General features: G+C 65.6%; 21 protein-coding genes and 1 tRNA gene. 5 read left to right on the forward strand and 17 right to left on the reverse strand.

What is annotated here, in order from left to right:
* Positions 1–582 precede the first annotated feature (582 nt).
* A complete protein-coding gene (locus tag ACQR0U_RS02240; protein ID WP_316166305.1) occupies positions 583–1,680 on the forward strand; it encodes an IS256 family transposase in 1,098 nt (365 codons plus the stop codon).
* A 406-nt stretch (positions 1,681–2,086) separates the two neighbouring features.
* Here the strand turns inward: ACQR0U_RS02240 and ACQR0U_RS02245 are convergent.
* From ACQR0U_RS02245 to ACQR0U_RS02290, 10 genes are all read right to left on the reverse strand, one after another.
* Positions 2,087–2,163 (reverse strand) — tRNA-Arg (locus tag ACQR0U_RS02245).
* Between the two features lie 141 nt (positions 2,164–2,304).
* Positions 2,305–2,709: a YccF domain-containing protein gene (locus ACQR0U_RS02250; RefSeq protein WP_315715111.1), complete on the reverse strand. Its 405-nt coding sequence runs from the start codon at positions 2,707–2,709 to the stop codon at positions 2,305–2,307.
* A 145-nt stretch (positions 2,710–2,854) separates the two neighbouring features.
* On the reverse strand, positions 2,855–5,956 hold the full coding sequence (locus ACQR0U_RS02255) for a bifunctional diguanylate cyclase/phosphodiesterase (protein WP_434841458.1): 3,102 nt from the start codon (positions 5,954–5,956) through the stop codon (positions 2,855–2,857).
* A 203-nt stretch (positions 5,957–6,159) separates the two neighbouring features.
* The gene (locus ACQR0U_RS02260) at positions 6,160–7,230 is read right to left on the reverse strand and encodes a branched-chain amino acid ABC transporter permease (protein WP_434841457.1); all 1,071 of its coding nucleotides are present in this window, start codon (positions 7,228–7,230) and stop codon (positions 6,160–6,162) included.
* Positions 7,227–8,237, reverse strand: coding sequence for a branched-chain amino acid ABC transporter permease (locus ACQR0U_RS02265; RefSeq protein WP_315715114.1), 1,011 nt, complete (start codon positions 8,235–8,237; stop codon positions 7,227–7,229). The genes ACQR0U_RS02260 and ACQR0U_RS02265 overlap by 4 nt, the downstream gene beginning before the upstream one ends.
* Positions 8,234–8,956, reverse strand: coding sequence for an ABC transporter ATP-binding protein (locus ACQR0U_RS02270; RefSeq protein WP_315715115.1), 723 nt, complete (start codon positions 8,954–8,956; stop codon positions 8,234–8,236). The genes ACQR0U_RS02265 and ACQR0U_RS02270 overlap by 4 nt, the downstream gene beginning before the upstream one ends.
* Positions 8,953–9,717, reverse strand: a complete 765-nt coding sequence (locus ACQR0U_RS02275) for an ABC transporter ATP-binding protein (protein ID WP_315751883.1) — start codon at positions 9,715–9,717, stop codon at positions 8,953–8,955. The genes ACQR0U_RS02270 and ACQR0U_RS02275 overlap by 4 nt, the downstream gene beginning before the upstream one ends.
* 66 nt (positions 9,718–9,783) lie before the next feature.
* The gene (locus ACQR0U_RS02280) at positions 9,784–10,977 is read right to left on the reverse strand and encodes a substrate-binding domain-containing protein (RefSeq protein WP_315715117.1); all 1,194 of its coding nucleotides are present in this window, start codon (positions 10,975–10,977) and stop codon (positions 9,784–9,786) included.
* Positions 10,978–11,111: 134 nt separating this feature from the next.
* Positions 11,112–12,890: a putative bifunctional diguanylate cyclase/phosphodiesterase gene (locus ACQR0U_RS02285; RefSeq protein ID WP_315825571.1), complete on the reverse strand. Its 1,779-nt coding sequence runs from the start codon at positions 12,888–12,890 to the stop codon at positions 11,112–11,114.
* A gap of 191 nt (positions 12,891–13,081) precedes the next feature.
* Complete coding sequence (locus ACQR0U_RS02290; RefSeq protein ID WP_315825570.1) at positions 13,082–14,050, reverse strand: sensor histidine kinase; 969 nt, start codon at positions 14,048–14,050, stop codon at positions 13,082–13,084.
* A 181-nt stretch (positions 14,051–14,231) separates the two neighbouring features.
* Between ACQR0U_RS02290 and ACQR0U_RS02295 the strand changes: the two genes are divergently transcribed.
* Positions 14,232–15,074 (forward strand): SDR family NAD(P)-dependent oxidoreductase, encoded by an 843-nt coding sequence (locus tag ACQR0U_RS02295; protein WP_315715120.1) that lies wholly within the window; start codon positions 14,232–14,234, stop codon positions 15,072–15,074.
* A 173-nt stretch (positions 15,075–15,247) separates the two neighbouring features.
* Here ACQR0U_RS02295 and ACQR0U_RS02300 read toward each other — a convergent pair whose 3' ends face one another.
* From ACQR0U_RS02300 to ACQR0U_RS02315, 4 genes are all read right to left on the reverse strand, one after another.
* Complete coding sequence (locus ACQR0U_RS02300) at positions 15,248–16,624, reverse strand: cytochrome P450 (RefSeq protein WP_316166299.1); 1,377 nt, start codon at positions 16,622–16,624, stop codon at positions 15,248–15,250.
* A 909-nt stretch (positions 16,625–17,533) separates the two neighbouring features.
* A complete protein-coding gene (locus ACQR0U_RS02305) occupies positions 17,534–17,692 on the reverse strand; it encodes a hypothetical protein (RefSeq protein ID WP_434842546.1) in 159 nt (52 codons plus the stop codon).
* Between the two features lie 216 nt (positions 17,693–17,908).
* Complete coding sequence (locus ACQR0U_RS02310; protein ID WP_315715122.1) at positions 17,909–18,220, reverse strand: hypothetical protein; 312 nt, start codon at positions 18,218–18,220, stop codon at positions 17,909–17,911.
* A gap of 115 nt (positions 18,221–18,335) precedes the next feature.
* Positions 18,336–19,154: an outer membrane protein gene (locus tag ACQR0U_RS02315; RefSeq protein ID WP_434842547.1), complete on the reverse strand. Its 819-nt coding sequence runs from the start codon at positions 19,152–19,154 to the stop codon at positions 18,336–18,338.
* A 289-nt stretch (positions 19,155–19,443) separates the two neighbouring features.
* On the opposite strand from ACQR0U_RS02315, the gene ACQR0U_RS02320 reads away from it, so the two are divergent.
* Positions 19,444–19,854 carry a response regulator gene (locus ACQR0U_RS02320; protein ID WP_315825568.1) on the forward strand — a complete coding sequence of 137 codons (411 nt, stop codon included), beginning with the start codon at positions 19,444–19,446 and terminating at the stop codon, positions 19,852–19,854.
* A 175-nt stretch (positions 19,855–20,029) separates the two neighbouring features.
* Here ACQR0U_RS02320 and ACQR0U_RS02325 read toward each other — a convergent pair whose 3' ends face one another.
* On the reverse strand, positions 20,030–21,271 hold the full coding sequence (locus ACQR0U_RS02325) for an LLM class flavin-dependent oxidoreductase (protein WP_315751888.1): 1,242 nt from the start codon (positions 21,269–21,271) through the stop codon (positions 20,030–20,032).
* Positions 21,272–21,316: 45 nt separating this feature from the next.
* A complete protein-coding gene (locus ACQR0U_RS02330; RefSeq protein ID WP_434842548.1) occupies positions 21,317–21,598 on the reverse strand; it encodes a hypothetical protein in 282 nt (93 codons plus the stop codon).
* A 134-nt stretch (positions 21,599–21,732) separates the two neighbouring features.
* On the opposite strand from ACQR0U_RS02330, the gene ACQR0U_RS02335 reads away from it, so the two are divergent.
* The gene (locus ACQR0U_RS02335) at positions 21,733–23,133 is read left to right on the forward strand and encodes an extracellular catalytic domain type 1 short-chain-length polyhydroxyalkanoate depolymerase (protein WP_434872080.1); all 1,401 of its coding nucleotides are present in this window, start codon (positions 21,733–21,735) and stop codon (positions 23,131–23,133) included.
* 44 nt (positions 23,134–23,177) lie between these two features.
* Here the strand turns inward: ACQR0U_RS02335 and ACQR0U_RS02340 are convergent, their stop codons facing one another.
* On the reverse strand, positions 23,178–23,846 hold the full coding sequence (locus tag ACQR0U_RS02340; protein ID WP_316174419.1) for an MBL fold metallo-hydrolase: 669 nt from the start codon (positions 23,844–23,846) through the stop codon (positions 23,178–23,180).
* Between the two features lie 152 nt (positions 23,847–23,998).
* Here ACQR0U_RS02340 and ACQR0U_RS02345 point away from each other — a divergent pair, with 152 nt between their 5' ends.
* Positions 23,999–25,597 carry an alpha-amylase family glycosyl hydrolase gene (locus ACQR0U_RS02345; protein ID WP_316174420.1) on the forward strand — a complete coding sequence of 533 codons (1,599 nt, stop codon included), beginning with the start codon at positions 23,999–24,001 and terminating at the stop codon, positions 25,595–25,597.
* The last annotated feature ends 13 nt before the right edge of the window (positions 25,598–25,610 follow it).

Consider the following 25,610-nt stretch of genomic DNA (forward strand, 5'->3'; position numbering starts at 1 on the left):
CACTTCTTTCAGCCCAACGACCTAAGCGCTTCATGCTTAATGGGACGTTGAAGTGGAGCTCTCTGCGGGGCCAGCCAGTAATTCCACGGAGCGATCATGAGCCAGCCAGCGCCAAGCCGTCCTCCTCGCCGACAGGTACACGCTCCATGAGACGCACGGCTATTCCGCAGCCATGATCTCATTGGGACTTCGGCTTCGTCAATTTCGGCGAGGCGGCCGAGATAAAGATCGACACCTTCAACTTCACCCATTACGGCCTTGTCTACGGCAGGGTGCTGAGCGTCTCGCAGGACGCCGGCGCCCTGGCCGAGACCGGCGTTAGGCGCCGCGAACAATCCGCAGATGTAAGCCTCACTAAAGTGCAGTTTGATTGACCATTATGCCATATTTGACCACCCGGCGATTGAGCGATGGGCTGGGGCGCGTGGTCGTGTCCCCGGTGGTGGTGTAGCTCGGTAGAGCAAAGCCGCTCGGACGCGCGCCTCCGATAGCGCCGTAGCGGGCGGGCGGCTTTGCGGTGGTCACCGGCAGTTCTCCGGTAGGATCGGGTTGCGACACGCCAACGCAACCGAGGAACCACCGATGACCGACGAAATGATGAACCTGCGCACGCTCGTGGATAAGACCCCCGAGCGCCTGGCCCAGCGCAACGGCCATCGCGACCGGACCTGGGAGACTCGTGCCGGCACGGTCGAGCTTCGCATCCCCAAGCTGCGCAAGTGCTCCTACTTCCCCGGCTTCCTGGAGCCGCGCCGGATGGCCGAGAGGGCGCTCACCGCCGTGGTTCGGGAAGCCTATGTGCAGGGCGTCTCGACCCGTTCGGTGGACGATCTGGTGCAGGCCATGGGCATGACCGGTATTTCGAAGAGCCAAGTGAGCCGGCTCTGCGCGGAGATCGACGACAAGGTGAAGGCGTTCCTCGCCCGTCCGATCGAAGGCGACTGGCCGTATCTGTGGATCGACGCCACCTACGTGAAGGTGCGTCAGAACGGGCGCATCGTGTCGGTCGCGGTGATTGTTGCGGTCGGCGTCAATAGCGATGGCCGACGCGAGGTGCTCGGGATGGACATCGGTCCCTTTGAAGCCGAGACGTTCTGGACCGCTTTCCTGCGCAAGCTCGCCCGCCGCGGCCTGCGCGGTGTCAAGCTGGTCGTGTCCGACGCCCATGAAGGTATCAAGGCCACCGTCGCCAAGGTGCTCAACGCCAGCTGGCAGCGGTGCCGCGTGCACTTCATGCGCAACGCGCTGGCGCATGCCGGCATGAGCGGCCGGCGCGTGGTCTCCGCCTTCATCGCCACCGCCTTTGCCCAGGACGATGCCGAGGCTGCACGAGCGCAGTGGCGGACGGTCGCCGATCAACTCCGCCCCAAACTGCCCAAGCTTGCTGGCTTCCTCGACGAGGCCGAAACCGATGTGCTGGCCCATATGACGTTCCCACCGCAGCACCGGACCAAGCTGCACTCGACCAATCCGATCGAGCGCCTCAACGGCGAGATGAAGCGCCGGACCGAGGTTGTCGGCATCTTCCCCAATGAAGACGCCATCGTCCGCCTCATCAGCGCGATCCTGCTTGAGCAAAACGATGAATGGGCCGTCCAGCACGCCCGCTACATGACACTGGAAACAATCGCGCCGTTGAGCGATGATCCCACCGTCAGCCTTCCGGCGATCGCCAGCTGACCTGCCCAGCTCTCCCCGGCGAACGCGCTGCCCCACCGCTAGCTACACCACGCAATGGGACACGATCCCGACGCATCGATATTGCCGCCCGACAAAATCACCCCGACCTTCTTTCCGGCCAAGCGGGCGCGCTCTTGCAAAAGCCCGGCAAGCGGAGCGCCACCCGCGCCATCGGCAACGTTGTGCGTAACCGGAAAATAGGAACGCACCGCTTCGGCGAGGTCGTCCTCATACCAGCAACCCGATTGGACCAGCTAGCTAGGGCTGCTGCGACGGTGGCACGCGACGATCAGAATGCTCGCCGGGGATATTGAGCAGGGCCGGGAGAGAATGCGCTGCGGACCGATGCGCAGGCGAGGCAAAAGCCAGCAGGCTGTCCAACCGCGTCACGGGACCAAGCCAGGACTGGCGCACCCGACACGATTCGAACGTGTGACCTTTGCCTTCGGAGGGCAACGCTCTATCCAGCTGAGCTACGGGTGCGTACGGCAAATCGTTTAGCCGATTGCCTGGGCGACGGCAACGGCCTTGGATGCTCCCGGACCAGGCGGACGGCCGCTCGCGCCGCGAGGCGCGGGGGCAGTTCGGCGGGGTGCGCGGCCGGACCGCTCCCGCCGACCCGCCTTACGCCGGCACGATGGTCTTGCCGATCGGCCACAGCGCCAGCCCGGCGAGCTTCAGATGGGCCCAGGCGAAGGGCAGGCCGACGATGCTTACCGCGAGCACGATTGCGGTCAGGAGGTGGCCGAGCGCCAGCCACCAGCCGGCCAGTACGAACCAGATGATGTTGCCGAGCAGCCCGAGAACGCCGGTTCCGACGTCTTCCATGCCGGTGAGCTGGTCGCGGCGGACGGCGCGCGAGCCGAACGGCAGCAGCGTATAGGCGGCGATGTTGAATGCGGCGCGGGACCAGGGCAGCCCGACGATCGTGATCGCCATGACGACCGCGGCGACCAGCCAGCCGAACGCCATGTAGGCGCCGCCGCACAGGATCCAGAGGATGTTCAGAAGCATGGAAACCGGCTGCATGACGACCTGCCAACTCCGTTGTTGCCGCTCCGGATATAGGAACGCCGCGCCAAGGCCGGTAGCGGGCCGGTCGTCGAAATCTGCGTGGCCTCGCGCCGCAGGCTCGGCCGGGGCGGCCAGGCGTTGACGGCGCCGCAAAGCGGGCTCAGCCGGCGGCATGCAAGCTCCCTGCCGCCGCTTCCGGACTGAACAGCTTGCGCAGCTCGGCCGCCGGCTTGGGGGCGCTGAACAGGTAGCCCTGCATCTCCGTGCAGCCGAGCTGGCGCAGCGCCGTCTGCTGCGCCCCGGTCTCGACGCCCTCGGCCGTGGTCGTCATGTTGCTGGCGGTGGCGATGCTCACCACCGCCTGGACGATCGCCGACGAGCTGCCGGCGCCGATGTCGCTGACGAAGCAGCGGTCGATCTTGATCTTGTCGAACGGAAACCGCTTCAGATAACTCAGCGACGAATAGCCGGTGCCGAAATCGTCGAGTGCGATACGCACGCCCATGTCGTGCAACTGGTGCAGGATGCCGAGCGCGACGTCGTCGTCGCTGATCAGCACCGCCTCGGTGATCTCGACCTCGAGCCGTTCGGGCGCAAGGCCGGCCGTCGACAGCGCGCCTGCGATCCGCAGCGCCAGGGTCGGCGATTTGAGCTGCACCGGCGAGACGTTCACGGCGATGCGGATGCCGGCGGGCCAATGCGCGGCCTCGGCGCAGGCGGTGCGCAACACCCAGTCGCCGATCTCGTTGATGAGCCCGGTGTCCTCGGCGAGCGGAATGAAGTCGAGCGGCGGCACCATCCCTCGCTCCGGATGACGCCAGCGCAACAGCGCCTCGCAGCCGGTCATGACGTTCTCGCTGAAGCCGAGCAGCGGCTGGTAATGCAGCTCGAACTGGCCTTCGGTGATCGCCCGGCGCAGGTCCTGCTGCAACTGCAGCCGCGCGCGCGCGGTTTCATCCATCGCGGGCTCGAAGAAACGGAAAGTGCGGCGGCCGCCGGCCTTGGCGGCATACATTGCGAGGTCGGCATTCTTGGTCAGCTGGTCGCGCTCGACGCCGTCATGGGGCGCCAGCGCGATGCCGATGCTGGCATCGGTCGACAATTGGTGGCCCAGGCATTTATAGGGCTTGCGGATCGCGTCGAGGATCTCCTTCACGGCCACGATGACCTCGTCCCGGTCCGCAACGGTGGTCAGCAGCACCGCGAATTCGTCGCCGCCGAGCCGGGCCACCATATCCTCCGGCGCGAGACAGCTCTCGATGCGCCGCGCGATCGTCTTCAACAGCTCGTCGCCGACATGATGGCCGAGCGAATCGTTGATGCCCTTGAACTCGTCGACATCGATATAGAGCAGCGCGAAGAAGGTGCCGTGGCGCGCGCGTTCCAGCTCCTCGTCGATGCGCTCCTGGAACAGCACGCGGTTCGGCAGCTCGGTCAACGCGTCGAAATGCGCGAGATGGGCGATCTTCTCGTCGGCCAGCCGCCGCTCCGTGGTGTCCTCGATCACGTTGATCAGATAGCGCGGCCGCTGCGCATCATCCGCGATGGCGATGCGCCGTGACGTGATGTAACGCAATCCCAGCCCCGGACTCTGCCAGGGATGTTCGGCGAGAAACAGCCCGTCCGACTGCTCCAGAGCCCGGTCGTCGTCCGCGGTCACCTTTTCCGCGACCGGTCGCGGCAGCAGGTCGAACGCCGTCTTGCCGACGATGTCCTCGCGCGGCACGCCGAAGCGCTGCTCGGTCGACTGGTTGACCAGTACATAGCGCCGGTCGCGGACGTCCTTGACCATGATGTGCGACGGGATGTGGTCGATGATCTCGCGCAGGAATGCGTAGTTGCGGTCGCGCTCCTGCTCGAGCCTGCGATGCTCGCTGATGTCCTCGATCGTCGTGACCCATCCGCCCGAGGCCAGCGGCTTGTCGATGATGTTGAAGAAGCGGCCGGCTCCGCCCTCCGCGATCATCTGCGACGTGCCGCCTGCCGCGGCTCTGTCGATGATGTCGGCGCAGAAGTCGGTCACGTCGCCGTTGAAGGATCCGCGCGCCTTGCAGTGCGCGATGACCTCGCTGAGGTGGGCGCCGGGCCTGATCACGTCCGTGGACAGGCCGAGCAGGTCGATGAAGCGCTGATTGAACATCACGACGCATGCGTTCGCGTCGAACGAGATCAGCCCCTGCGTCATGTTGTCCAGCGCAGTCTCGACCCTTTGCTTCTCGGTCTCCAGTTGACGCGTTGCCGCACGCCCCTGTCGCACGATCTGCCGGATCATCAGGGTGAACGTCACGGCGATGACGGCGATCGCAAGCACCGCCGCACCCACGATCAGCACCATCTGCGATCGCCAGTCCGCGAGCGCATCGTCGACCGGCCTATTGGCCGAGATGACGAGCGGAAAGCGCCCGATCCTGGAAGCCGACGCGATCTTCTCCAGGTTGTCGACGGAGCTCGTGAGCAGGGTCGTGCGCAGGCCACTCTCGGCGCCCCCCTTCAGCAACTCGTCGTTCCCTATCCTGGCGCCCATCAGGGATTCGGCGTGCGGGTAGCGCGCCAGCACGGCGCCGTCGGAATGGACCAGCATGATCGACGAGCCCTTCCCGAGAGCCATCGATTCCAGGAACGTCTCGTAGGTGTGCGGATCCACGCGGCGGGTCAGCAAGCCGAGGAATTCCCCGTTGGCGCCGTTCAGGCGATGCGCGACGATGGTCGCCCAGCCGCCGGTGACGCGGCTCATGACCGGCAGGATCACGAAGCTGTCCGGCCGCGATGCCGATTGCAGGTCCTTGAAGTAGGAGCGGTCCGCGACGTTGATGGGCGGCAGTGGGTCGCTGGACGACCAGTTCACGAAATTGCCGTCGACGTCGACGATCGTGAGGTCTCCCATATAGGACAGGCCGCTGACCTGAGAGCGCAGCATCTCGCTGATCTCGGGTCTTGCCATCTCGGACCGGAACGCCTCCGGCGAACCGATCGACTCGAGCTGCATGCGGCGGATCGCATGCGAAACCGCGGTCTCGGCGTCTTCGAATTGCTGCGCGAAATGCCGGCTCAACAGCAGTACGGTGTTTTCGAGTTCGCGCTCGTTGTTGGCGATCGCACGCGCCCGAAAACCGCTGGCCATGACGATCGTCCCGATGACGATGGCTGCGATCAGAAGCGCTCCGCACGCGATCAGCCATGGCACCGGACCGCGCCAGAGGGACGTGCCAATCCATTCCGGCTCGCTACCGCCGGTCCCTGACGTGTCTGCTGCGCCTTGCATGCCTTGATCGACCCGGGAGGAAATGACTTGTTGCAAGCTCGCTTGATAACAAGGCACTGGTGCCGGTCCGGTTAGGAAATGCGGTTAGCCGTCGCTTAAGCGCGCGTCGAAACTTCGCGGCAAACGATAATTTCCGCATGTGGATACCGTGCGGCCGAGGCTGCTCCGGCGCCGCCGCGCAGAATTTCGGGGGTACTTGCAGCTCAGCGCGCCGCGCCCGGCTTGTTGCGAAGGCGGCCGACGACGCCGGTCGGAAAGAAATAGACGCTGGCGATGAACAGGAGGCCGAGCCACAGCAGCCAGCGGTCGGGGTGCAGCAGGCCGGGCAGCAGCGGCAGTCCGGCGTCCGCCGCCGCGGTCGAAACGATCCCCATCAGGGCCTGCAGATAATTCTGCGCCAGGATGAAGATGGCAGCCCCAATGATGGCGCCGTAGATCGTGCCCATGCCGCCGATCACGACCATCAGCAGGATGTCGAGCATGATCGAGAAGCTGAGCGACGTGTCGGGGCCGGCATAGCGCAGCCAGAGTGCGTTCAGCATCCCCGCGCAGGCCGCGATCATGGCTGCGATGCAGTTGGCATAGGTGAGATGAAAGACCGTGCGATAGCCGAGCGCCTCGGCGCGGAAGCGGTTCTCGCGGATCGCCTGCAGCACGCGGCCGAACGGCGAGTTGACGACGCGCAGCAGGGCCAGGATCATCAGCGCGCAGGCCGACAGCACCAGGTAATAGGTCAGGATGCGACCGTTGATCGGGAAGCCGAACCAGTCCTTGCCGATGAACACCGTGCCCGGGCGCAACAGCTCGGGCAGCTGGAAGCTGCGGCCGTCCTCGCCGCCCGTCAGCCACGACAATTGCGATGCCAGCACCAGGAAGGCCGAGGCGACCGCGAGCGTGATCATGGCAAAGAAGATCGCCTCGACCCGCAGCGAGAACAGGCCGATCGCGAGCGCCAGCAGCAGCGCGAGCGGCAACCCGGCGGCGGCGGCAATTGCCACCGATGACCAGTTGGGACCGAGGCCATAGAGCGCGATCGCGACCGCGTAGGAGCCAATGCCGTAGAACATCGTATGCGCGAACGACACCGAGCCGGTATAGCCGAGCAGCAGATCGTAGGAGGCGACCAGCGCGGCAAAGATGCAGATCTTGGCGGCGACGTTGAGCGCCTTGGCGCCGGGGAAGATGAAGGGCGTCGCCAGCAGCGCCAGGATGATGACGGTGAGCAGGATGGACAGCGCGCGGCTGCGGGGCGGATCGCCGGACAGGATCATCATCGGCTGGTCACCGCATAGAGACCGCGCGGCCGCCACATCAGCACGGCGACCATCAGCAGGATGTTGGAGACGAGGGCGAGCTTGGGCACCAGGAAGCCGCCATAGTTGGCGACCATCGCAACCAGGACCGCGCCGATGAAGCAGCCGGTGATCGAGCCGAGCCCGCCGATGATCACGACGATGAACACCAGCACGGTGAGCTCGTCGCCGATCGAGGCATGCACCTGCTCGCGATACAGCCCCCACATCACGCCGCCGAGGCCGGCCAGCGCCGAGCCGGTCATGAACACGCCGAGGAACAGCCGGCGGATGCGATAGCCGAGCGCCTCGACCATCTCGCGGTTTTCGACACCGGCGCGGATTAACAGGCCGATCTTGGTCCGGTTCAGCACCAGCTCGATGGCGACGAAGATCGCGAAGCCGACGAGCATGGCCAGCAGCCGGTATTTCGAGATCGCGACGTCGCCGATGATGAAAGACCCGCGCAACGCCGCGGGCAGCGGCATGGGAATGATCTGCGGACCGAACAGCGCATACAGCGTCTGCTCGGCGACGATGAGTCCGCCGGTGGTCATCAGGATCTGCTTGAGGTGCTGGCCGTAGACCGGCAGCACCAGCACGCGCTCGACCACGAGGCCGAGTGCGCCGGTCACGCCCATCGACAGCAGCGCCGCCGGAACGAGGACGGCAAGGTTGGTCAGCAGCGAGTCGGACTGGGCCCAGCCCGCCAGTGGCAGCAGCACCAGCGTCGCAACGTAGGCGCCGACGGCGATGAAGGCACCGTGGCCGAAATTGAGCACGTCCATCAGGCCGAAGACGAGCGTCAGGCCCGAGGCCATGATGAAGATCATCATGCCCATCGCGAGGCTCGCGACCGTCAGGGTCACCCAGGAGCTCGCTGACCCGACCAGCGGGATCATCAGGAGCGCCAGCACGACCGGCAGCAGCAGCGGCGCGATGTCGCGCTTCGGTTTCGGCAGTGCCTCGGTCGCAGCGATCTCGCTCATTGATGCGCCTCCAGGCTGAGGCCGAGCAGGCGCTCCTGCAACGGCACGTCGGCCGCGAGCGCGGCCATCTCGCCGCGATGGACGATGGTGCCATTGTCCATCACAAGCACCTGGTCGCCGAGCTCGCGCGCGGCGTGGAAATTCTGTTCAACGAGGAGAATGGTTGCGCCACGGCGCTTGATCTCCTTGAGGCATTCGATCAGCGACACCACGATCGCCGGCGCCAGGCCCTTGGTGGGCTCGTCGATGAGGAGCAGCTTGCGCGGCTCGACGATGGCGCGGGCGATCGACAGCATCTGCTTCTGGCCGCCGGACAGGCTGCCGGCGCGCGACAGCCAGAACTTCTTCAAGGCGGGAAAGAAGCCGAAGATCCAGGCGAGCTGGGCATCGTCGAGCGGGCCGTTGCGCGCCGCCAGGATCAGGTTCTCCTTCACCGTGAGGTCGGAGAACACGGCCATGCTCTCGGGCACGTAGCCGACGCCGCGCTGCGCGATGTCGGGCGTTGCCAGCCTCTCGATCGGCTCGCCGGCGAGTGAGATGGTGCCGTTCCTGGCCTGCCAGAGGCCCATGATGGTGCGCAAGGTCGTGGTCTTGCCGGCGCCGTTGCGGCCGAGCAGCATCGTGGTCTGGCCCTCGGGCACCTCGAAGTCGACGCGCTGCAGGATGTGATAGCGTCCGATATAGGTCTCGACGCCCGCAAGCTTCAGTAGCGTGCTCATGCCGCACTCCGCGGCGCCACGCCAAGGTAGGCTTCCTGCACGATTGGCGAGGCGATGACCTCCGCGGGCGGACCGTCGGCGACCAGCTGTCCGTTGTGCAGCACGATGATGCGGTCGGCGAGCGAGCGCACGACGTCCATCTTGTGCTCGACCAGCAGGATGATCTTGCTCGTGTCCTGCTTGAGCCTGCCGATGAGGTCGAGCACGACCGGCACCTCGTCGATGCTCATGCCGGCGGTGGGCTCGTCGAACATGAAGACCTTCGGCTCCAGCGCCATCATCAGCGCGACTTCGAGCTTGCGCTGGTCGCCATGCGACAGCGTCGTCGCGGTGACGCTGCGGCGGCCGCCGAGCGCGACCTGGTCGAGGATCGCGTCCGCGCGGGCAATCAGGTCGCGCCGCGCCATCCAGGGGCGGAGCAGGTCATAGTGCACGCCGCTCTGCGCCTGCACGGCGAGCCGCACGTTCTCCTCGACGCTGAGATTGGGAAACAGGTTGGTGAGCTGGAACGCGCGTCCCAAGCCGGCGCGGGTGCGCAGCGGCGCCGAGAGACCGGTGATGTCGCGGCCGTCGAACAGGATGGAGCCCGAGGAGGCCGTCAGCTGGCCGGAGATCAGGTTGAAATAGGTGGTCTTGCCGGCCCCGTTGGGGCCGACGATGGCGGTCAGCTCACCCGGCCTGAAGCTGCAACTGACGCTGTTGACCGCGACATGACCGCCGAAACGGATGGTGAGGTCGCGGGTTTCGAGGGTAAGGGCCATGTCGCCAGCTTGTCACTGCCAGTAAGAATGTGCCCGGCGCGAGGGCCGGGCACGCGATCCATTATCTCACCGCTTGTTGCGGATCGGCACCGCCATCTCGTCGATCTTGATCTCGCGCACCGGCTCGTTGACGGCCCAGGCAAGGTTCGGATCGACCTTGACGCGGAAGTGATACATGCTTTGCAGCGCCTGGTGATCCTCTTTCCGGAAGATCATCTTGCCCTTCGGCGTATCGAACTCCATGCCCTCCATCGCCGCGATCAGCTTCTCGGTGTCGGTCGACTTGGCCTTGGTTACGGCGGTGACGACGGCCATCGCGGCCGAGAAGCCGCCGGCGGTGAAGAAGTCCGGCGGCGCGTTGAAGCGCTTCTGGTGCTCGGCCACCAGCCAGTCGTTCACCGGGTTCTTGGGAATGTCATAATAGTAGTAGGTGGCGCCTTCCATGCCGGGCAGACGCTTGTAGGCGGCAAGCGCCGGCAGGATGTTGCCGCCGGTCGACAGCTCGATGCCGTAGCGCTTCGGATCCATGTCCTGCAGCTTCGTCAGTGGATCGCCGGCGCCGGCCCAGATCACCCAGATGATCTTCTTGCCGGGCTTGTCCTTCAGCGCGTCGAACAGGCGCTGGCCGACGGCGGTGAAGTCGGTGGTGCTGGTCGGCACATATTCCTCGGCGCCCAGCGTCGCGCCGGTCTTGGCCAGCGCCTCCTTGAAGGCAGCGACGCCGTCGCGGCCGAAGGCATAGTCCTGCGCAAGGGTGGCGACCGTGACGCCGGGCTTGCCGATCGCGACCGCGTTGGAGATCGCGTCCTGTGAGGAGTTGCGGCCGGTGCGGAAGATGTAGCGGTTCCACTTCTCGCCCGTGATCTGGTCGGCGACCGCAGGCTCGACGATGAGGATCTTCTTGTTCTCCTCGGCGACCGGCAGATCGGCCAGCGCTGCGGCCGAGGAGGTCGTGCCGATCGCGATGTCGGCGCCATCGTCCTGATAGGCTTCGGAGAGCGCGGCCTTCGACAGGTCGGGCTTGCCCTGGTCGTCCTTGGTGATGATGACGATCTTGCGACCGTCGATCATGTTGGTGCCCTTGGTGGCATATTCGAAGCCGAGGCGGAGACCGGCTTCGGTCTGCTTGGCATAGGCCTCGAGCGGGCCGGTCTTGCCGTAGATGAGAGCGATTTTCAGATCATCGGCCTGGGCGGCGGTCGCCAGCAGGGCGGCGGTCAATGATGAAACAATACCTTTGAGAATATGTGACGTCTTCACGAGCCTTCCTCCCAGCTACTGGCGGCTGTTGCCTGCAACTGATAGTGTGCAGGCTCGGCCTGGGTCAAGGCCGCTTTCGGCGGCAGCCCGTGATGGCTCATACGTTGGGTCGAAGGGTATCGTCCTCCAAAAGCTCAGCGCCGATAGCGGCTGCTGCGCGCATAGACCTGGCGATTTTCCTGCACAGGGCGACTGGCGAGACTGATGCGCGCTTCGCTTGCAAGCGGGGCCGCCGGCTTCAGCTCCTCCAGGAAGATCGGACGCGAGAAGTAGTAGCCCTGCGCATAGCGGATCTTGGTCGCGGCCTGCAGATAGGCGAGCTCCTCGAACGACTCGATGCCCTCCGCGATCACCGTCATGCCCAGCGCCTCGCTCAGGGATTCGATCGCACGCAGGATGCCCTGGCTGCGCGGTCGCTTATGAATGTCGGTGATGAAGGAGCGGTCGATCTTGATCTCGTCCGCCGTGATGTCGGCGAGTGCCGACAGCGACGAATAGCCGATGCCGAAATCATCGATCGAGATGCCGACGCCGATCCCGCGCAGCAGCGGCACGATCTCGTCCTGGAAATGGCTGCGGGTCACGAACGCGTCCTCGGTGACCTCGATCATGAACCGCTTGGGAAAGCCGGTCGCTGCGATCGCCCGGGCGAAGGGCTGCATGAATTCCGGATTCGACGCCTGTTTCGCCGCGACGTTGATGCTGATCGTCGCTTCCGGCCCAAACGCGTCGTTGATCAGATCGATCGACTTGATGATCTCGTCGAGCACGAGATGGGCGAGCTCGTCGATGAGACCGAGCTCGACCGCGAGGTTGATGAACGATCCGGGTGCCTGGATCACGCCTTCATTGTCGCGCAGCCGCACCAGCGCCTCGATGCCCTTGATCTCCTCGGTGCGGATGTCGACCTTGGCCTGGAACGCGCAGCAGAAGCGCTTTTCGAGGATCGCGAGCCGCAGCGACTGCTCGACCTTCATGCGCGCCAGCGCCTCGTGCTCCATCGCGCTGGAGAAGAAGGCCAGCGTGCCCTTGCCGCCGTTCTTGACGCGGTACATCGCCAGATCCGCGTTCTGGCGCAGCACGTCGTAGCTTGCGCCGTGTTCGGGAAACAGGCTCACTCCGACGGACGCGGAGGCGAACACTTCGGCGCCGTCGATGAAGAAGGGCGCGTTCAGGCGTTCCAGCATCGCGTGCAGGAATTCGGCGACCTCCTCGGCGCGCTCGATCGGATGCAGCAGCAGCAGGAACTCGTCGCCGCTGATGCGCGACAGCAGGTCCGACTCGCGCAGGTCGCGGCTGATGCGCTTGGCGAGCTCGACCAGCAGCGCATCGCCGGTGGCGTGGCCGTAATAGTCGTTGATGTACTTGAAATTGTCGAGGTCGAGAAAGGCGAGTGCGAAGCGTCCGTCGACGCGGCCGCGCCGGACCAGCAGGTCGGCGCGATGCTCGACCACGCGGCGCATCGGCAGGCCGGTCAACTCGTCGTAATAGGCGGCGCGAAACAACTGGTCCTCGAACTCCTTCTGCTCGCTGATATCGGCCGAGCTGGAGATGAGGACGGTCTGGTCGCCGATGCGAACCGGCCGATGCGCGGTCAGCAGGGTCTGCGCGCCGCGCTCGCCTGCCACTTTTTCCTCGCCGATCACCGTCCGACCCCGGCCGAGGATCTCGCGGCAGGCCGTGCGCCGGTTATGGAGATGCGGCGCCGAGAGGCCGTCGATGCTGTTGGCGGCGGCGCCGAGCTGGACGGCGGCCGTATCGTTGACCAGCAGAAAGCGACCATGCTCGTCCTGGACCGTGACGCCCGACGGCAGCTGGCTGAGGACGCTGCGCAGGAAGCGCAGCTCGGCCTCGGTCGAGCCCAGCCCCTCGTTCGGCCCGGGGGAAAAGTTGAATCGGTCGCTGCTGTACATGCGCCGATTGTGCAAAGTTCCCGCTTCATTTTAGTTAAGCGCTACGTAGAAACCCGGAACGCGCGAGCCAAGTCTCGGGAATGACGGAGCTTTGTGCCGCGGCGTCATTAACCGTTCCTGAATCGGAGCAGCGACGCGGCCGCGCGCATGCGGCGAAAGTGGTAGGCAGGAATGGCCGCCCGGCGGCCGGTTCAGCTTGGTGGCACGCGACACTGCAAGGTGCAGTGAAGGCCGGATTCGAGAAATCTGGTCTCGGTCCTGCCATCGAACGACGACAGCACGGACTTCAGCAATTTGCTTCCGAAACCGGGCCTGCCGATCGGACCGATCGGCGGACCCGCGGCCTCGTCCCAGGTCAGATGGAGGCGGTCCTCCTGCATCGTCCATGACACCTGAAGGAAGCCGCGCGGCGAGGCAAAGGCGCCGTATTTGCCGGCATTGGTCGCAAGCTCGTGAAAGATCAAAGCGAGGCTGACGGCGAGCTTGGCAGGCAGGAACAGCGGCGGGCCGTGGAGCTCGAAGCGGACATGGCCATATGGCCCGAGCTCCGAGACCAGCAGATCCTTCAGGTCGCAGCCCTGTCCGTCGGCGCGCGCGATCAGGTCGTCCGCGGTCGCGAGCGCGCGGATGCGCTGGTCGATGCGGCTCCACACCTGCGGCTGGTCGTACAGCACTTGATGCAGCACGGCGTGAATGGTGGATGTCTTGTTCTTGAGCCGGTGGTGCAGCTCGTCGACCAGGAGCTTGCGATACTGCTCCTCCTGGGTGAGCCGCCGGGCGATCTCGCGCTGCTTGGCGGCCAGGCGCCGGTAGTGATCGACGCCCCAGATCACCAGCAGCGCCACGACCATATACATCGCCATCAGCGCGAGCCGGGCGCCATCGGCCGGACCGCCGCCAAAATCGAGCGTCAGGCCGAGCGCCGCGCCTGCGATCGCCGTCGCCAGGCCGACGCCCGATCCGCCCATCGCGGTGGCGAAGAAGACGGCCGGCAGGTAGGGCGTGAAGAACACGTCGGGCCGCAGATGCGCCATGCCGTAGCGGATCGCCGTGGCTGCGAGCAGGCACATCGCTGCAAACATGCAGCTCCATGTCAGGGAAGGCTGCTGCTCGCCGCGCCAGATCCGCTTGATGTCGTCGATGAGTCGCGTCATGGACATCCATGAGCCTCAACCGCGCAACCAAATTAAGGCCGACGTGGCGGTAATTTGTCCGGTTGATGGAGGCCGTCTTGCGTGTGCTGCAACCTGGCGCGCAGGATGATGGTTCCGCGGCGGAACTCAGGCGCTTGTTATTCCGCCGCCCAGAACGAGCACGCAGCAGCAAAGGAAGGAGCAGGGAATGGGACGGTTGGAGGGCAAGGTCGCCGTGATCACGGGTGCGACCAGCGGCATCGGCCTGCGTACGGCGGAAATCTTCGTAGCCGAGGGTGCGAAGGTCGTCGTCGCGGGCCGGCGCAGCGCCGAGGGCGAGGCGCTGGCGAGCAGGCTCGGCGCGAGCTGCGTGTTCCGGCAGACCGACGTCACGGTCGACGGGCAGATGCGGGCATTGATCGATGGCGCGGTCGAGCGCTTTGGCCGGCTCGATTGCGTGTTCAACAATGCGGGCGGTCCGGCGCAGACCGGCGGCATCGAAGGCCTCGACGCCGATCGGTTCGACCAGGCCATGGCGGTGCTGGTGCGCAGCGTCATGCTCGGCATGAAATACGCCGCGCCCCACATGAAGCGGCAAGGCTCCGGCAGCATCATCAACAACGGCTCGATCGCCGGCCGGCTCGCCGGCTTCTCCACCTCGGTGGTCTACAGCACGGCGAAGGCGGCGGTGATCCATCTGACGAAATGCGTGGCGATGGAGCTCGGCGAGTCCGGCGTGCGCGTCAACTCGATCTCGCCCGGACTGATCGCCACCGGCATCTTCGGCAAGGCGCTGGGCCTGTCGACCGAGGCGGCCGAGAAGACGCCGGAGACGATCCGCAACGCCTATGCCACGGCGCAGCCGATTCCGCGTGCCGGCCTGCCCGACGACATCGCCTACGCTGCGGTGTTTCTCGCCAGCGACGAATCGAGCTTCATCAACGGCCATGATCTCGTCATCGACGGTGCCATCACCGGCGGCCGCAACTGGAGCCAGCAGCAGCAGGGCTATCAGGCGATGCGCAAGCTGCTGGGGGATGCGGTGGAGTAGGGGACGGCGAGGTATACATTTCGTCATGCCCGGACATCCACGTCTCTCATCCGCGCGTTGCAGCAGGATGGATGGCCGGGTCAAGCCCGGCCATGACGAGGAGGAAGACGAGGGCGAAAAAGTCCGCAACAAACCAAGATCCTTGGCGCCCTCGCTGTATCAATGCGCGCGGGTCACACCGCCTTCAGCATCACCTTCAGCCCGTCGCGCGGTTTCGGGATCGGCCAGACCTGCCAGTTCGGCTGATAGCCGGGGGCGAAGGAGACCTCGAGGTTGGCGAGGAAGTGCCGCGCGAAGCACTTCACCTGCATGTAGGCGAAGTGCAGGCCGAGGCACATGTGCGCGCCGCCGCCGAACGGCACCCAGGCGAAGCGGTGGCGGCCGCGCTGGGCCTCGTCGGTGAAGCGCATCGGGTCGAACCGCTCCGGCTCCGGCCAGATCTCCGGCATGTGATGGGTGTACATCGGGTTGATGCCGACGCCGGTGCCGGCGGGAATCGCGTAGCCCTTGAAGGTGAAATCCCGGATCGGACGGCGCGGCAGCGACGGCACCGGCGGCATCAGCCGCAGGGTCTCCTGGAACGCCATCTCGGTCAGCTTCATCTTCTCCAGATGCTCCGAGGTCATCGGTTCGTCCTTGGCGAGGCCGAGGCTCGTCACCTCGTCGCGCAGCTTCTGCTGCCACTGTGGATGCGCGGCGAGCTGGGCGACGAAGGAGGTCAGCGACGAGGTCAGCGTGTCGTGCGCCGCCATCATCAGGAAGCTCATGTGGTCGACGATGTCCTGCGTCGACAGCAACGCGCCGTGGTCATCGGTGGCGCGGCACAGATGCGAGAACAGATCGTCGCCATCGCCTTTCGCACGTCGCAACGGGATCTGCTCGGAGAAATAGGCGACGATGCGCTGCCGGCCCTTGACCCCGCGCGCCATCTGCGTGCCTGGCAGCGGCCTGCGGATCGGCGCCACCGAGGCCGCGACCATGTCGACGAAGGCGCGGTTGATGGCGTCGACCTCCGGCCCGATCTCGGTGCCGAGGAAGGACGTCGCGGCGAGGTCGAGCGTGAGCTGCTTGATCGCCGGATAGAACAGCATCTCGCCCGGATTTGCCTTCCACTGCGCGATGCGCGCGGCGATGCCGCGGTCGAGGCCGGCGAGATAGGACTTCATCGGCCCGGCCTTGAAGGCGACGGACAGCGCCTTGCGGTGCATGCGATGCTCGTCGAAGTCCAGCAGCATCAGGCCGCGCGGAAACAGCAGGTTGAGGATGTGGCCCCAGCCATGCGCGGACGAGAACAGCTTGGCCTGGTCGAACAGCACCAGCTCGTTGGCCTCGGGGCCGAGCAGCACGACGTTGACCTCGCCGAACATGTGGGTGCGGTAGACGGGGCCATACTTCCTGGCGTTGCGCTCGACGTGACCCTTGGGGTCGGCGAGGGTCTCGAATGTCTTGCCGATGATCGGCCAGCCTTCGTCGCCGGGGATATGGGTCAGTGAGTTGCGCCGCGGCGAGGTCAGGCGGAACGATGGCGTGGCCACACTTTGCATCGACATCAAGGAGGCTCCGTTTTCGAGGCGGCGGGGCGCGGCGACGCGCCGGCACATCATTGAAGGGCGGTTGCAGCCATCATGCAATACGCTGCGTTATTTCGTCTCGGTGTAGTTGTGCTGCATCGCACGCGTTGGCGATCTCGCGACGCGCTTCATGCGTCCGAGTCCTGCTGGACTTGCTGCCCCCCAAGCAGAGGGCACGGGGAATGCCGGGCGCTGGCCGCACCCATGGCCCGCCTGCAGAAAAAAATGCAGGCGGCAGGTACCACAGGTTCAGCCGAGGCATCCCGGCATTCCCCGCGCGATGGTTTTCACGGCTGCTTCGCGTTCTCCCCGGTGCGCCGGGCTTTTTGGCCACCGTTGCCTGCGCGACGCGTGAGCGCCGCTGCAAGCGTAACACCAGCATCGGGGTGCCAGGACCACGCGACTTGACCGTGCGCATCGCCGCCGTTCGTCCGCGCGGGATAACCACGCTGCGACATCGACACGCCCACCGCATCCCGCCTCAACGTTCGTGACGACCCGCGAAGCGCCCCTCTTAATCGAGACGGGACTGCGTTAAGGTATGCTTGATTCGGAAAAACGAAAGCAGAATATTTTTGCGCGCAGGACTGGACAGGGATGATGTGATTGAGGTGTTTCGTGAAATGAGTTTTTCGGCGCGCACCGCTTCATGGTGATGAGCCTGTGATCGACAGGCCGGCGCGGTGCGGTTTCGCCTTCTCAAAGGCGCTTTGCTGGAAGCGATTTGCCCGTCGGCCCCGACGGTCGCCAATACGTCCTGCTGTCGCTCGCCGGTGATGCCGCGATTTCGGCGGTCAATCCGCGCAGGGTCAGCGGATCATCTTTCGAGGCGGGCAAGCCTCGCCGCAGGCAGAAGCCGCCACGCGTTCCGACCTGGAGCCAAGTCCATCAGCAGCCCGATTTGTTGATCTTCTTCACCTTGGCGTCGGTTGCCTCGATCGAGGCCGCCAGCTCCAGGATCGCCTTTGCCAGGAGGTCGGCGGCCTCCTTGGGGTCCTGCGAACGTTCGGCGCGCAGCGCGTAGTTCTTGGCTGAGGAGAGCGACATTTGCGACCTTTCTCGCGGAAAAACCTGCCGGGTCGAGACGGCGGGCTGCCTGGCGCATCCTACGCGCGAGCGGTCCCCCGCGGACCGTGCGCGATTGGCGGCGAACATGGCAGGCCGGGGTTAAGAAAATCCTCGTGACACCCGAGCGCCGATGCGTCCTCGGCTGCGCGCGTAGCCGCGTCGCGCACGCGTCGGTTCGTCCCAAGGCGCCGATTTTCAAAGTGCGACGCCATGACGGTAGGCGAGTTTCGCGTGGCCGTATATCCGTGTGCCCCGCCGCGTCACCTCAAGGGCGATCTGATCGCGGTCGATTCGGGTCATCAAGACGCCGAGGCAGTCATATCTCGCCGCTCCAATGTCGCGGCTGGTTTCGACGTGCAGCTGTAGGCGAGCCGGGTCTGGGCCGAAGTTGCGCACGATCGCGTCGTCGCCATAGAATCGCTTGATCGTGTCCTTGATGAAGATGATTTCATCAGCAGACACGGGGGCGGGCGGCCGTGGAAAGCATTGAGGTTTGGCAGCAGGCATGCCGCTCAAAGTAGCGCCCGGGCAGTTTGGAGCCAAGCCTCGCCGGCCCTATGGTTTGACGGTGCTCACTCTCATCGGCGAGCGCATGACAGTGCGCGTCAGGACCAGCCGCGCCTCAGAACTTGTAGGCGAGGCCGATCGTCGCCGTATGAGTTCGCGTCGTCACGTGCGCGGTGAAGCGGTCGTCGAACCCGACCCCGACGCCGCCGGCGACGAAGAAGGGCTGAGTCCAGGTGCCGAAATCGGCGTAGCGGTAGTCGGCCCGCACCAGCCAGCGGCCGCCGATCATGTGCTCGATGCCGCCGCCGACGGTCCATCCGACCCGGGTCGAGGCGTAGGTCTCATCGTGCGGACTGCCGAAGCAGAACGGGTTGCCGGGAACGATGGTGCAACTGGCGTTCAGCTCGAGGCGCTGCCATGCCACGCCGCCGCTGCCATAGACCAGCGTAGATGGCGCGATCAGATAACCCAGACGGGCGCGCACGCTGCCGTCCCATGTTTCCTTCACTGAGCCGGACGGAAGGCCGACCAGCGGGATGCCGAAGAACAGCCCGGCCGTGCCCGGCAGCGCACTCGCCCGCTTGGGGTTGTCGGCCCAGCCGAAGTCGCCCTCGACGCCAGCCACCCATGACGGAGCGAACTGCCAGTTGACGCCGAGATAGCCGCCGATCCTGGCGGCGACGCTGTCCATCGCCCCGCCGGTGCCGGCCGTCGGCACGAACACGCCGGCACCGAAGTTCGGGGAGATGTCGCTGGTCCGCCAATCATTGTCCGCCCAGCGGGCGCCGACCGACACGCCGGCATAGACGCCGGTCCACGACGGCGCGGCGACAACCGGCGGTGCCTTCACCGGCAGGTCGGCCGCCTTCGCCGCTCCCGCCAGCGCGATGCTCGCGAACGCGAACGCAATCGCCGCTACTCCAGATTTCGTCATGCTTTGCCCTAGCGCGCGACGTCGATTCGACATGGTTGCGGCACCATCGCCGGTTGCATCGAACGCGGCAATTGCATCGCGATCGGCTGAGCCAAAAAGTTCGCGGTGTTGCTGGTGGGATACGTCGACTTGGCCGAAGCGACGTTGGACGGTCCACCCCGCCCGAGGTCGGCCCCCGCGTGCTCTTGACCCGTAAATCCACGGAGCCAAATGTTTACCACCCGGCCATCGGCCTCATCTAGCAACGGCCAGACCTGACGTCTGGTCAGCAGACAGCGAGGGCAAGGGCATGAGCAATCAGTTGCTGGTGATCGAGGATGCCGAGGTGCATCTGTCGATCCTGCGCAAGATCGCCGCGCAGTGCGGCTACGAGGCGACCTGCGTGACCTCGGTCGGGGCTGCGGCGGAGGTGCTGCGCCAGCGGACCTTCGACTGCATCACCCTGGATCTGTCGCTCGGCGATCGCTGCGGCGCCGATATCCTGCTGCTGCTCAACGAGCTGAAATCGCGCACGCCGGTGATCTTCATCAGCGGCGCCGAGGACGCCACGCGCGAGGAGCACGTCCGGCTCGCGACCGTGCTCGGGCTCGTCGTCTATCCGCAATTCCAGAAGCCCGTCGACCTGCCGGCGCTCCGCGAGACACTGAAGCAGATCGCGACCATCGCCGACTGCGAGAGGCTGGTCGCGGCGGTGAGGTGAGGGCCATGGGTAGGGCGGATTAGCGCAGCGTAATCCGCCGTCAGGGTACGGCGTAGTGACCTGCCCACCTGGCATATACGATGCTCGATCGTGATACCGACGACGACCTGATGAAGTCTCTCGTGAGGGTCGGCGGACTACGCTGCGCTAATCCGCCCTACGCACCGTCGTTGATTCACCCCCGCTGCTTCGCCGCGGCCTGCTGCAGGTCCGGCGCATTCACCGCGGGAATCGCGACGCGGCCGGGTCCCGTCTGCGACAGCGCCGCGGCGGCCTTGTCGTTGTCCATGATCTTGGCCATCACGGCCTGGCCGGCGCGCTCGAAGATGGCGCGGTTCTCGATGACGAATTTCTGCGAGCGGCGCAGCCCGTCGATGTAGCCGTTGATCTCCGGCACGACGTAGCGCGCGACCATGTCCCAGCTGCGGCGCGTGTTCTCCGGATTGGCCCAGTCGTGCACGAAGCCGATGATGTGACCGACGCCGCCCGACACCTGCATCAAATTCTTGATCGTCTTGACGAGATCGTCGGGCGTGCCGATCGTCGACGCCGCGCCGTCGACGAAGGCGGTCTTGTCGACGGCTTCATCGGGCGAAGAGAACGGCTTCAGGCCCGGCCGCATCAGGGTGCCCACGGTATACTCGTTGTGCCAGCGCATCAGCCCGGGGCCCGCCTCGCGGCGTGCCTGCTCGCGCGTCTCGGCGATGTGCCAGGACAACAGCACGCGCCAGTTCGCGCGGCTCACGCTCGTGCCGTGCTTCTTCGCAGCATCTTCGGCGAACTCCCATTGCTGCGGCAGCGCCATCAGGCCCTGCGTCGACATCGAGCCGAGCGAGATGATGCCGATGCCGTATTTGCCCGCGAGCGTCATGCCGGACGGCGAGATCTGCGATGCCACGACGAACGGCATCTCCTCCTGCAAGGGGAGGATCTGCAGCGCTGCGTCATTCATCGTGAACCAGTCGCTCTTGGCGGTGACGCGTTCGCCGTTGAACAGGCGACGGATGATCGCGATCGCCTCGTCCTGACGGTCGCGCTGCGTCATCGGATCGATGCCGAGCGTGTGGGCATCGGAGGCGAGCGCGCCCGGGCCCGAGCCGAAGATGGCGCGGCCGCCGGTCATGTGATCGAGCTGCACCATCCGCTGCGCGACGTTGTAGGGATGATGATAGGGCAGCGAGATGACGCCGGTGCCGAGTCTGATGCGCTTGGTGCGCTCGCCGGCTGCGGCGAGAAACATCTCGGGCGAGGCAATCATTTCCCAGCCGCTGGAATGATGTTCGCCGCACCAGAACTCGTCATAGCCGAGCTCGTCGAGCTGAGAAACCAGATCGAGGTCGCGGCGGAATTGCAGCATCGGATGCTCGCCGATCGGATGATGCGGAGCGAGGAAAGCGCCAAATTTGAGCCGCGCCATGTGTGTTTTCTCCCAAGCGGAATTCGTTGTTGCTTGCCGATCAGGCTAGTTGGCGCCTCGGTGTGAGGCAATCATCTTGCCGCGCACGGCGACCGGTGCATGGCTGCCATTTGTTTGTTTACTGATCGCCGATCGGTGCTCACACTTCATTCGCGCGGAGCGATTCGCCATGTGATGAAGAATGATGCCGTCGAGCGCGTGGTGCGGGTCTTGCTGGTTGCGGCGCGCCTCGCTCTCACGTTCGCGGCGATTGACGTGCTCCGCGGTTCGCGTTTCGGTGATTGCTGCGTGAAGTGCCGCCTCGGCGTGGCATTTAGATCGCAGCAAGAACGAAATTCGCAATCAAATTGCTGAGGTCCGCAGTCTCGCGGGCTTTTTCTTTTGCACTGCAGCAACCATCTGGGTGATGGTGGATTGTCTACCCGCTGACGTGAATACGTGAATGCCTAAGGAGCTTGCCGTTGTCCCTCGCTGAAAATGTTGAGTACTTGCGAAGGCTGCGCGAGCTGAACAGCATCAGCGGATTTGCCGATTTTCATCGTCAGCCGCGTCGCGCCCCGGAGACTCCGCTGATCGAGATCGAGCATTTCGGCACCAATCCTGGGCGCCTGAAGATGTTCGCCCATGTGCCGGCGCAGCGTCAGCCGCTGGCGCCGCTGGTCGTCGTGCTGCATGGCTGCGGGCAGGGCGCCGCCGAGTACGATCTCGGCGCCGGCTGGTCGACGCTCGCCAAGCATTTCGGCTTCGCGCTGCTGTTGCCGGAGCAGCAGCGGGTCAACAATCCGCAGCGCTGCTTCAACTGGTTTCAGTCGGAGGACATCACACGTGGCCAGGGCGAGGTCGCCTCGATCCGTGAGATGATCGCGCGCATGGTGGCGGACTATGCCATCGATCCCAGGCGCATCTACGTCACCGGCCTGTCGGCGGGCGGCGCGATGACCATGGCGCTGCTCTCCGCGCATCCCGAATTGTTCGCGGCCGGCGCCGTCATCGCCGGGCTGCCGTTCGGCACCGCGCGCAGCATGCGCGACGCGATCCTGCAGATGCGGATGCCGCCGGCGCGCCCCGCCGGCGAGCTCGGCGATCTCGTTCGCCGTGCCTCGAACCACCGCGGCAAGTGGCCGAAGCTGTCGGTGTGGCACGGCACAGCGGACTACACGGTGCATCCCGACAATGCGGGCGAGATCGTCAAGCAGTGGCTGGACCTGCACCATCTGCCGTTGGCGCCAATGGCCGCAGCCGAGGTGAACGGCTATCCGCATGAGCAATGGTGGAATGCCGACGGCGAGACCGTCGTGGAATCGTTCACGATTTCCAACATGGCGCATGGCACGCCGATCGGGCTCGCGGCCAACGACAAGCGCTATGGCAAGGCCGGGCCGTTCCTGCTCGAGGCCGGCATTTCCTCGTCCTATCACATCGCGAAATTCTTCGGCGTCACCGATTGGATTCGTCCGCTCAAGGCGGCCACGACGTCGCCGAGCACGAAGCTGATCCCGCAGGTGTCGCCGATCTCGGCGGTGCCGGCCTTGACCAAGATCTTGCGACGCGCGGCGGACGCCCCATCCCCCGCTGCGGAGCCGGTCGACGTCAAGCCAGCCGAGATCAAAGTGGTCGAGCCCCGAATGTCGCCGACCGGCATGTTGCTCTCTGCACCGGCATCCGCTGCGGTCCCGCAGCCCAAGGTCGCGCCGGAGTCCAAGCCCGTGGCCGTCTCCAAGCCCCCAGAGCCGAAACGGCTGGAGTCGTCGACCGGCGAATCTTCGATCAACGGCAGTGGCGTGACCGCCAAGCCGCGGCGCCGGGCCATCAACGTCGCCGCCGTGATCGACCGTGCCCTGCAAGCGGCCGGCCTGAAGTAGACGCGCCGCAGCCGTTCATGGCTCGCGCGCGAGAGACGCGCGGGTCAGACGGTCCCCGTCAGGAACGGGTTCGTCATCCGCTCCTGGCCGAAGCTCGATCCGGCGCCATGGCCGCAGATGAAGCCGACGTCGTCGCCGAGCGGCAGCAGCTTGTCCTTGATCGAGCGGATCAGCGTGTCGTGGCTGCCGCCGGGCAGGTCGGTGCGGCCGACCGAGCCGTTGAACAAGACGTCGCCGACATGGGCGAAGCGCATTTCCTTGTTGAAGAACACGACACTGCCCGGCGAATGGCCGGGGCAGTGCAGGATGTCGAAGACGAGCTCGCCGATCTCGACCCTATCGCCTTCCTCGAGCCAGCGGTCGGGCGTCACGTCGCGCACGCCCGTGATGCCGAAGCGCGCGCCACTGGCGACGACGTTGTCGAGCAGGAATTTGTCGGCGACATGCGGCCCCTCGATCGGCACCTTCAGCTGATCGCGCAGATCGGCCGCGCCGCCGACGTGATCGATATGGCCATGCGTCAGCCAGATCTTCTCCACGGTGACATTGGCCTGCGCGATCGCCGCCTGGATGTTCGGCACGTCGCCGCCGGGATCGATCACGATCGCCTTCTTCGTCGCCTCGCACCACAGGATGGTGCAGTTCTGCTCGAACGGCGTCACGGGCACGATCATCGCGCCGGCCTTCGCCCTGGTCTGGTTCTGCTCGGTCATGGCGCCAGCATGCCGATTTTTCGCAATGCGCCAAGTGAAAAACACCCTGCGGGCGGCGGCTCGACGTCCCGGCCAGGGCGACCAAGGGGGGCTTGTGAACCTGCCGCCGGTTCCTGCGTTGGGCCGCACGTTGCGAGCAGAAAGCGGTCGACATGGCGGAGCAGGGCGCCTGGTGGCGCGAGGGGATTTTCTACCAGATCTATCCGCGCTCGTTCCAGGACAGCGACGGCGATGGGGTCGGCGACCTCACCGGCATCATCCATCGCCTGCCCTATCTCTTGACGCTCGGTGTCGATGCGATCTGGCTGTCGCCGATCTTTACCTCGCCGATGGCCGATTTCGGCTACGACATCGCCGACTACACCGGTATCGATCCGCTGTTCGGGACGATGGAGGATTTCGACGCGCTGGTGAAGGCCGCGCATGACGGCGGCCTCAAGCTCATTCTCGATCTCGTGCCGAACCACACCTCCGATCAGCATCCCTGGTTTCTGCAGGCGTGCCACTCGCGCGACGACCCGCACCGCGACTGGTACATCTGGCGCGATCCCGCCGCCGATGGCGGGCCGCCGAACAACTGGCTGTCCGAGTTCGGCGGCAGCGCCTGGCAGTTCGAGTCCCAGACCGGGCAGTACTACTATCACGCCTTCCTGGCGCAGCAGCCGGACCTGAACTGGCGCAATGCGCAGGTGCGGGCGGCGATCTATGACGTCATGCGGTTCTGGCTGCGCAAGGGCGTCGACGGCTTTCGCGTGGACGTGATCTGGCACCTCATCAAGGACGCCGAGTTTCGCGACAACCCGGCCAATCCCGACTATCACGGCGGAAGGCCGCCGCATGAGCAGATCTTGTCGCGCTACTCCGCCGACCAACCGGACGTGCACGAGGTCGTCGCCGAGATGCGGCAGGTGATCGACGAATTCGACGACCGCGTGCTGATCGGCGAGATCTACCTGCCGCTGGAGCGGCTGATGACCTATTACGGCAAGGATCTCGGCGGCGCGCATCTGCCGTTCAATTTCGCGCTGCTGTCCGCGCCCTGGCATGCGCGCGAGATCGAGAGGATCATCGCCGACTACGAAGCCGCGCTGCCACCGGGCGCCTGGCCCAACTGGGTGCTCGGCAACCACGACCGGCCCCGGGTGGCGAGCCGTGTCGGGCCCGAGCAGGCGCGGGTAGCGGCGATGCTGCTGCTGACCTTGCGCGGCACGCCGACGCTGTATTACGGCGACGAGATCGGGATGCATCAGGTCGCCATCAGCCCGGAGCAGGTGCGCGATCCCTTCGAGAAGAACGTGCCCGGCATCGGCGTCGGCCGCGACGGCTGCCGCACCCCGATGCAATGGAGCGCGCTGCCGCAGGCCGGCTTCAGCCAAGCCGCGCCGTGGCTGCCGGTTGCCGATGACTACATGCATGAGAATGTCGTCAATCTGACCGCCGACCGGCGCTCGATCCTCAATCTCACCCGTGCGCTCATTCGTCTGCGGAAGCAGCACCGCGTGCTCGTCACCGGGTCCTATCGGTCGGTCGCGGCGCAAGGCGATCTCCTGCTCTACCGCCGCGAAGACGACGGCGAGGTGCTGACCATCGCGCTCAATCTCGGCGGCGAGCCGGTTTCCATCGCGACCGAAGCAGGCGGCCTTACCGGCGAGATCCTGCTCTCGACCTGGCTCGACCGCGGCGGCGAGCGCATCGACGGCACGCTGGATCTGCGCGGCAATGAGGGCGTGGTCGTCGGCAGGAGGACGTAGCCACTTCTCCGGC

Origin of the sequence: Bradyrhizobium sp. HKCCYLRH3097 (assembly GCF_051167875.1) — a bacterium.
Classification (GTDB): Bacteria; Pseudomonadota; Alphaproteobacteria; order Rhizobiales; family Xanthobacteraceae; genus Bradyrhizobium.

Coding starts and splice junctions, on each gene's coding strand:
- ACQR0U_RS02325 (WP_315751888.1), bottom strand. CDS start 21,271: ATGGCGCGGCTCAAATTTGGCGCTTTCCTCGCTCCGCATCATCCGATC.
- ACQR0U_RS02270 (WP_315715115.1), bottom strand. CDS start 8,956: ATGAGCACGCTACTGAAGCTTGCGGGCGTCGAGACCTATATCGGACGC.
- ACQR0U_RS02345 (WP_316174420.1), top strand. CDS start 23,999: ATGGCGGAGCAGGGCGCCTGGTGGCGCGAGGGGATTTTCTACCAGATC.
- ACQR0U_RS02295 (WP_315715120.1), top strand. CDS start 14,232: ATGGGACGGTTGGAGGGCAAGGTCGCCGTGATCACGGGTGCGACCAGC.
- ACQR0U_RS02260 (WP_434841457.1), bottom strand. CDS start 7,230: ATGATGATCCTGTCCGGCGATCCGCCCCGCAGCCGCGCGCTGTCCATC.
- ACQR0U_RS02265 (WP_315715114.1), bottom strand. CDS start 8,237: ATGAGCGAGATCGCTGCGACCGAGGCACTGCCGAAACCGAAGCGCGAC.
- ACQR0U_RS02285 (WP_315825571.1), bottom strand. CDS start 12,890: ATGTACAGCAGCGACCGATTCAACTTTTCCCCCGGGCCGAACGAGGGG.
- ACQR0U_RS02250 (WP_315715111.1), bottom strand. CDS start 2,709: ATGCAGCCGGTTTCCATGCTTCTGAACATCCTCTGGATCCTGTGCGGC.
- ACQR0U_RS02310 (WP_315715122.1), bottom strand. CDS start 18,220: ATGCCTGCTGCCAAACCTCAATGCTTTCCACGGCCGCCCGCCCCCGTG.
- ACQR0U_RS02290 (WP_315825570.1), bottom strand. CDS start 14,050: ATGTCCATGACGCGACTCATCGACGACATCAAGCGGATCTGGCGCGGC.
- ACQR0U_RS02340 (WP_316174419.1), bottom strand. CDS start 23,846: ATGACCGAGCAGAACCAGACCAGGGCGAAGGCCGGCGCGATGATCGTG.
- ACQR0U_RS02275 (WP_315751883.1), bottom strand. CDS start 9,717: ATGGCCCTTACCCTCGAAACCCGCGACCTCACCATCCGTTTCGGCGGT.
- ACQR0U_RS02240 (WP_316166305.1), top strand. CDS start 583: ATGACCGACGAAATGATGAACCTGCGCACGCTCGTGGATAAGACCCCC.
- ACQR0U_RS02320 (WP_315825568.1), top strand. CDS start 19,444: ATGAGCAATCAGTTGCTGGTGATCGAGGATGCCGAGGTGCATCTGTCG.
- ACQR0U_RS02255 (WP_434841458.1), bottom strand. CDS start 5,956: ATGCAAGGCGCAGCAGACACGTCAGGGACCGGCGGTAGCGAGCCGGAA.
- ACQR0U_RS02315 (WP_434842547.1), bottom strand. CDS start 19,154: ATGACGAAATCTGGAGTAGCGGCGATTGCGTTCGCGTTCGCGAGCATC.
- ACQR0U_RS02300 (WP_316166299.1), bottom strand. CDS start 16,624: ATGTCGATGCAAAGTGTGGCCACGCCATCGTTCCGCCTGACCTCGCCG.
- ACQR0U_RS02305 (WP_434842546.1), bottom strand. CDS start 17,692: ATGTCGCTCTCCTCAGCCAAGAACTACGCGCTGCGCGCCGAACGTTCG.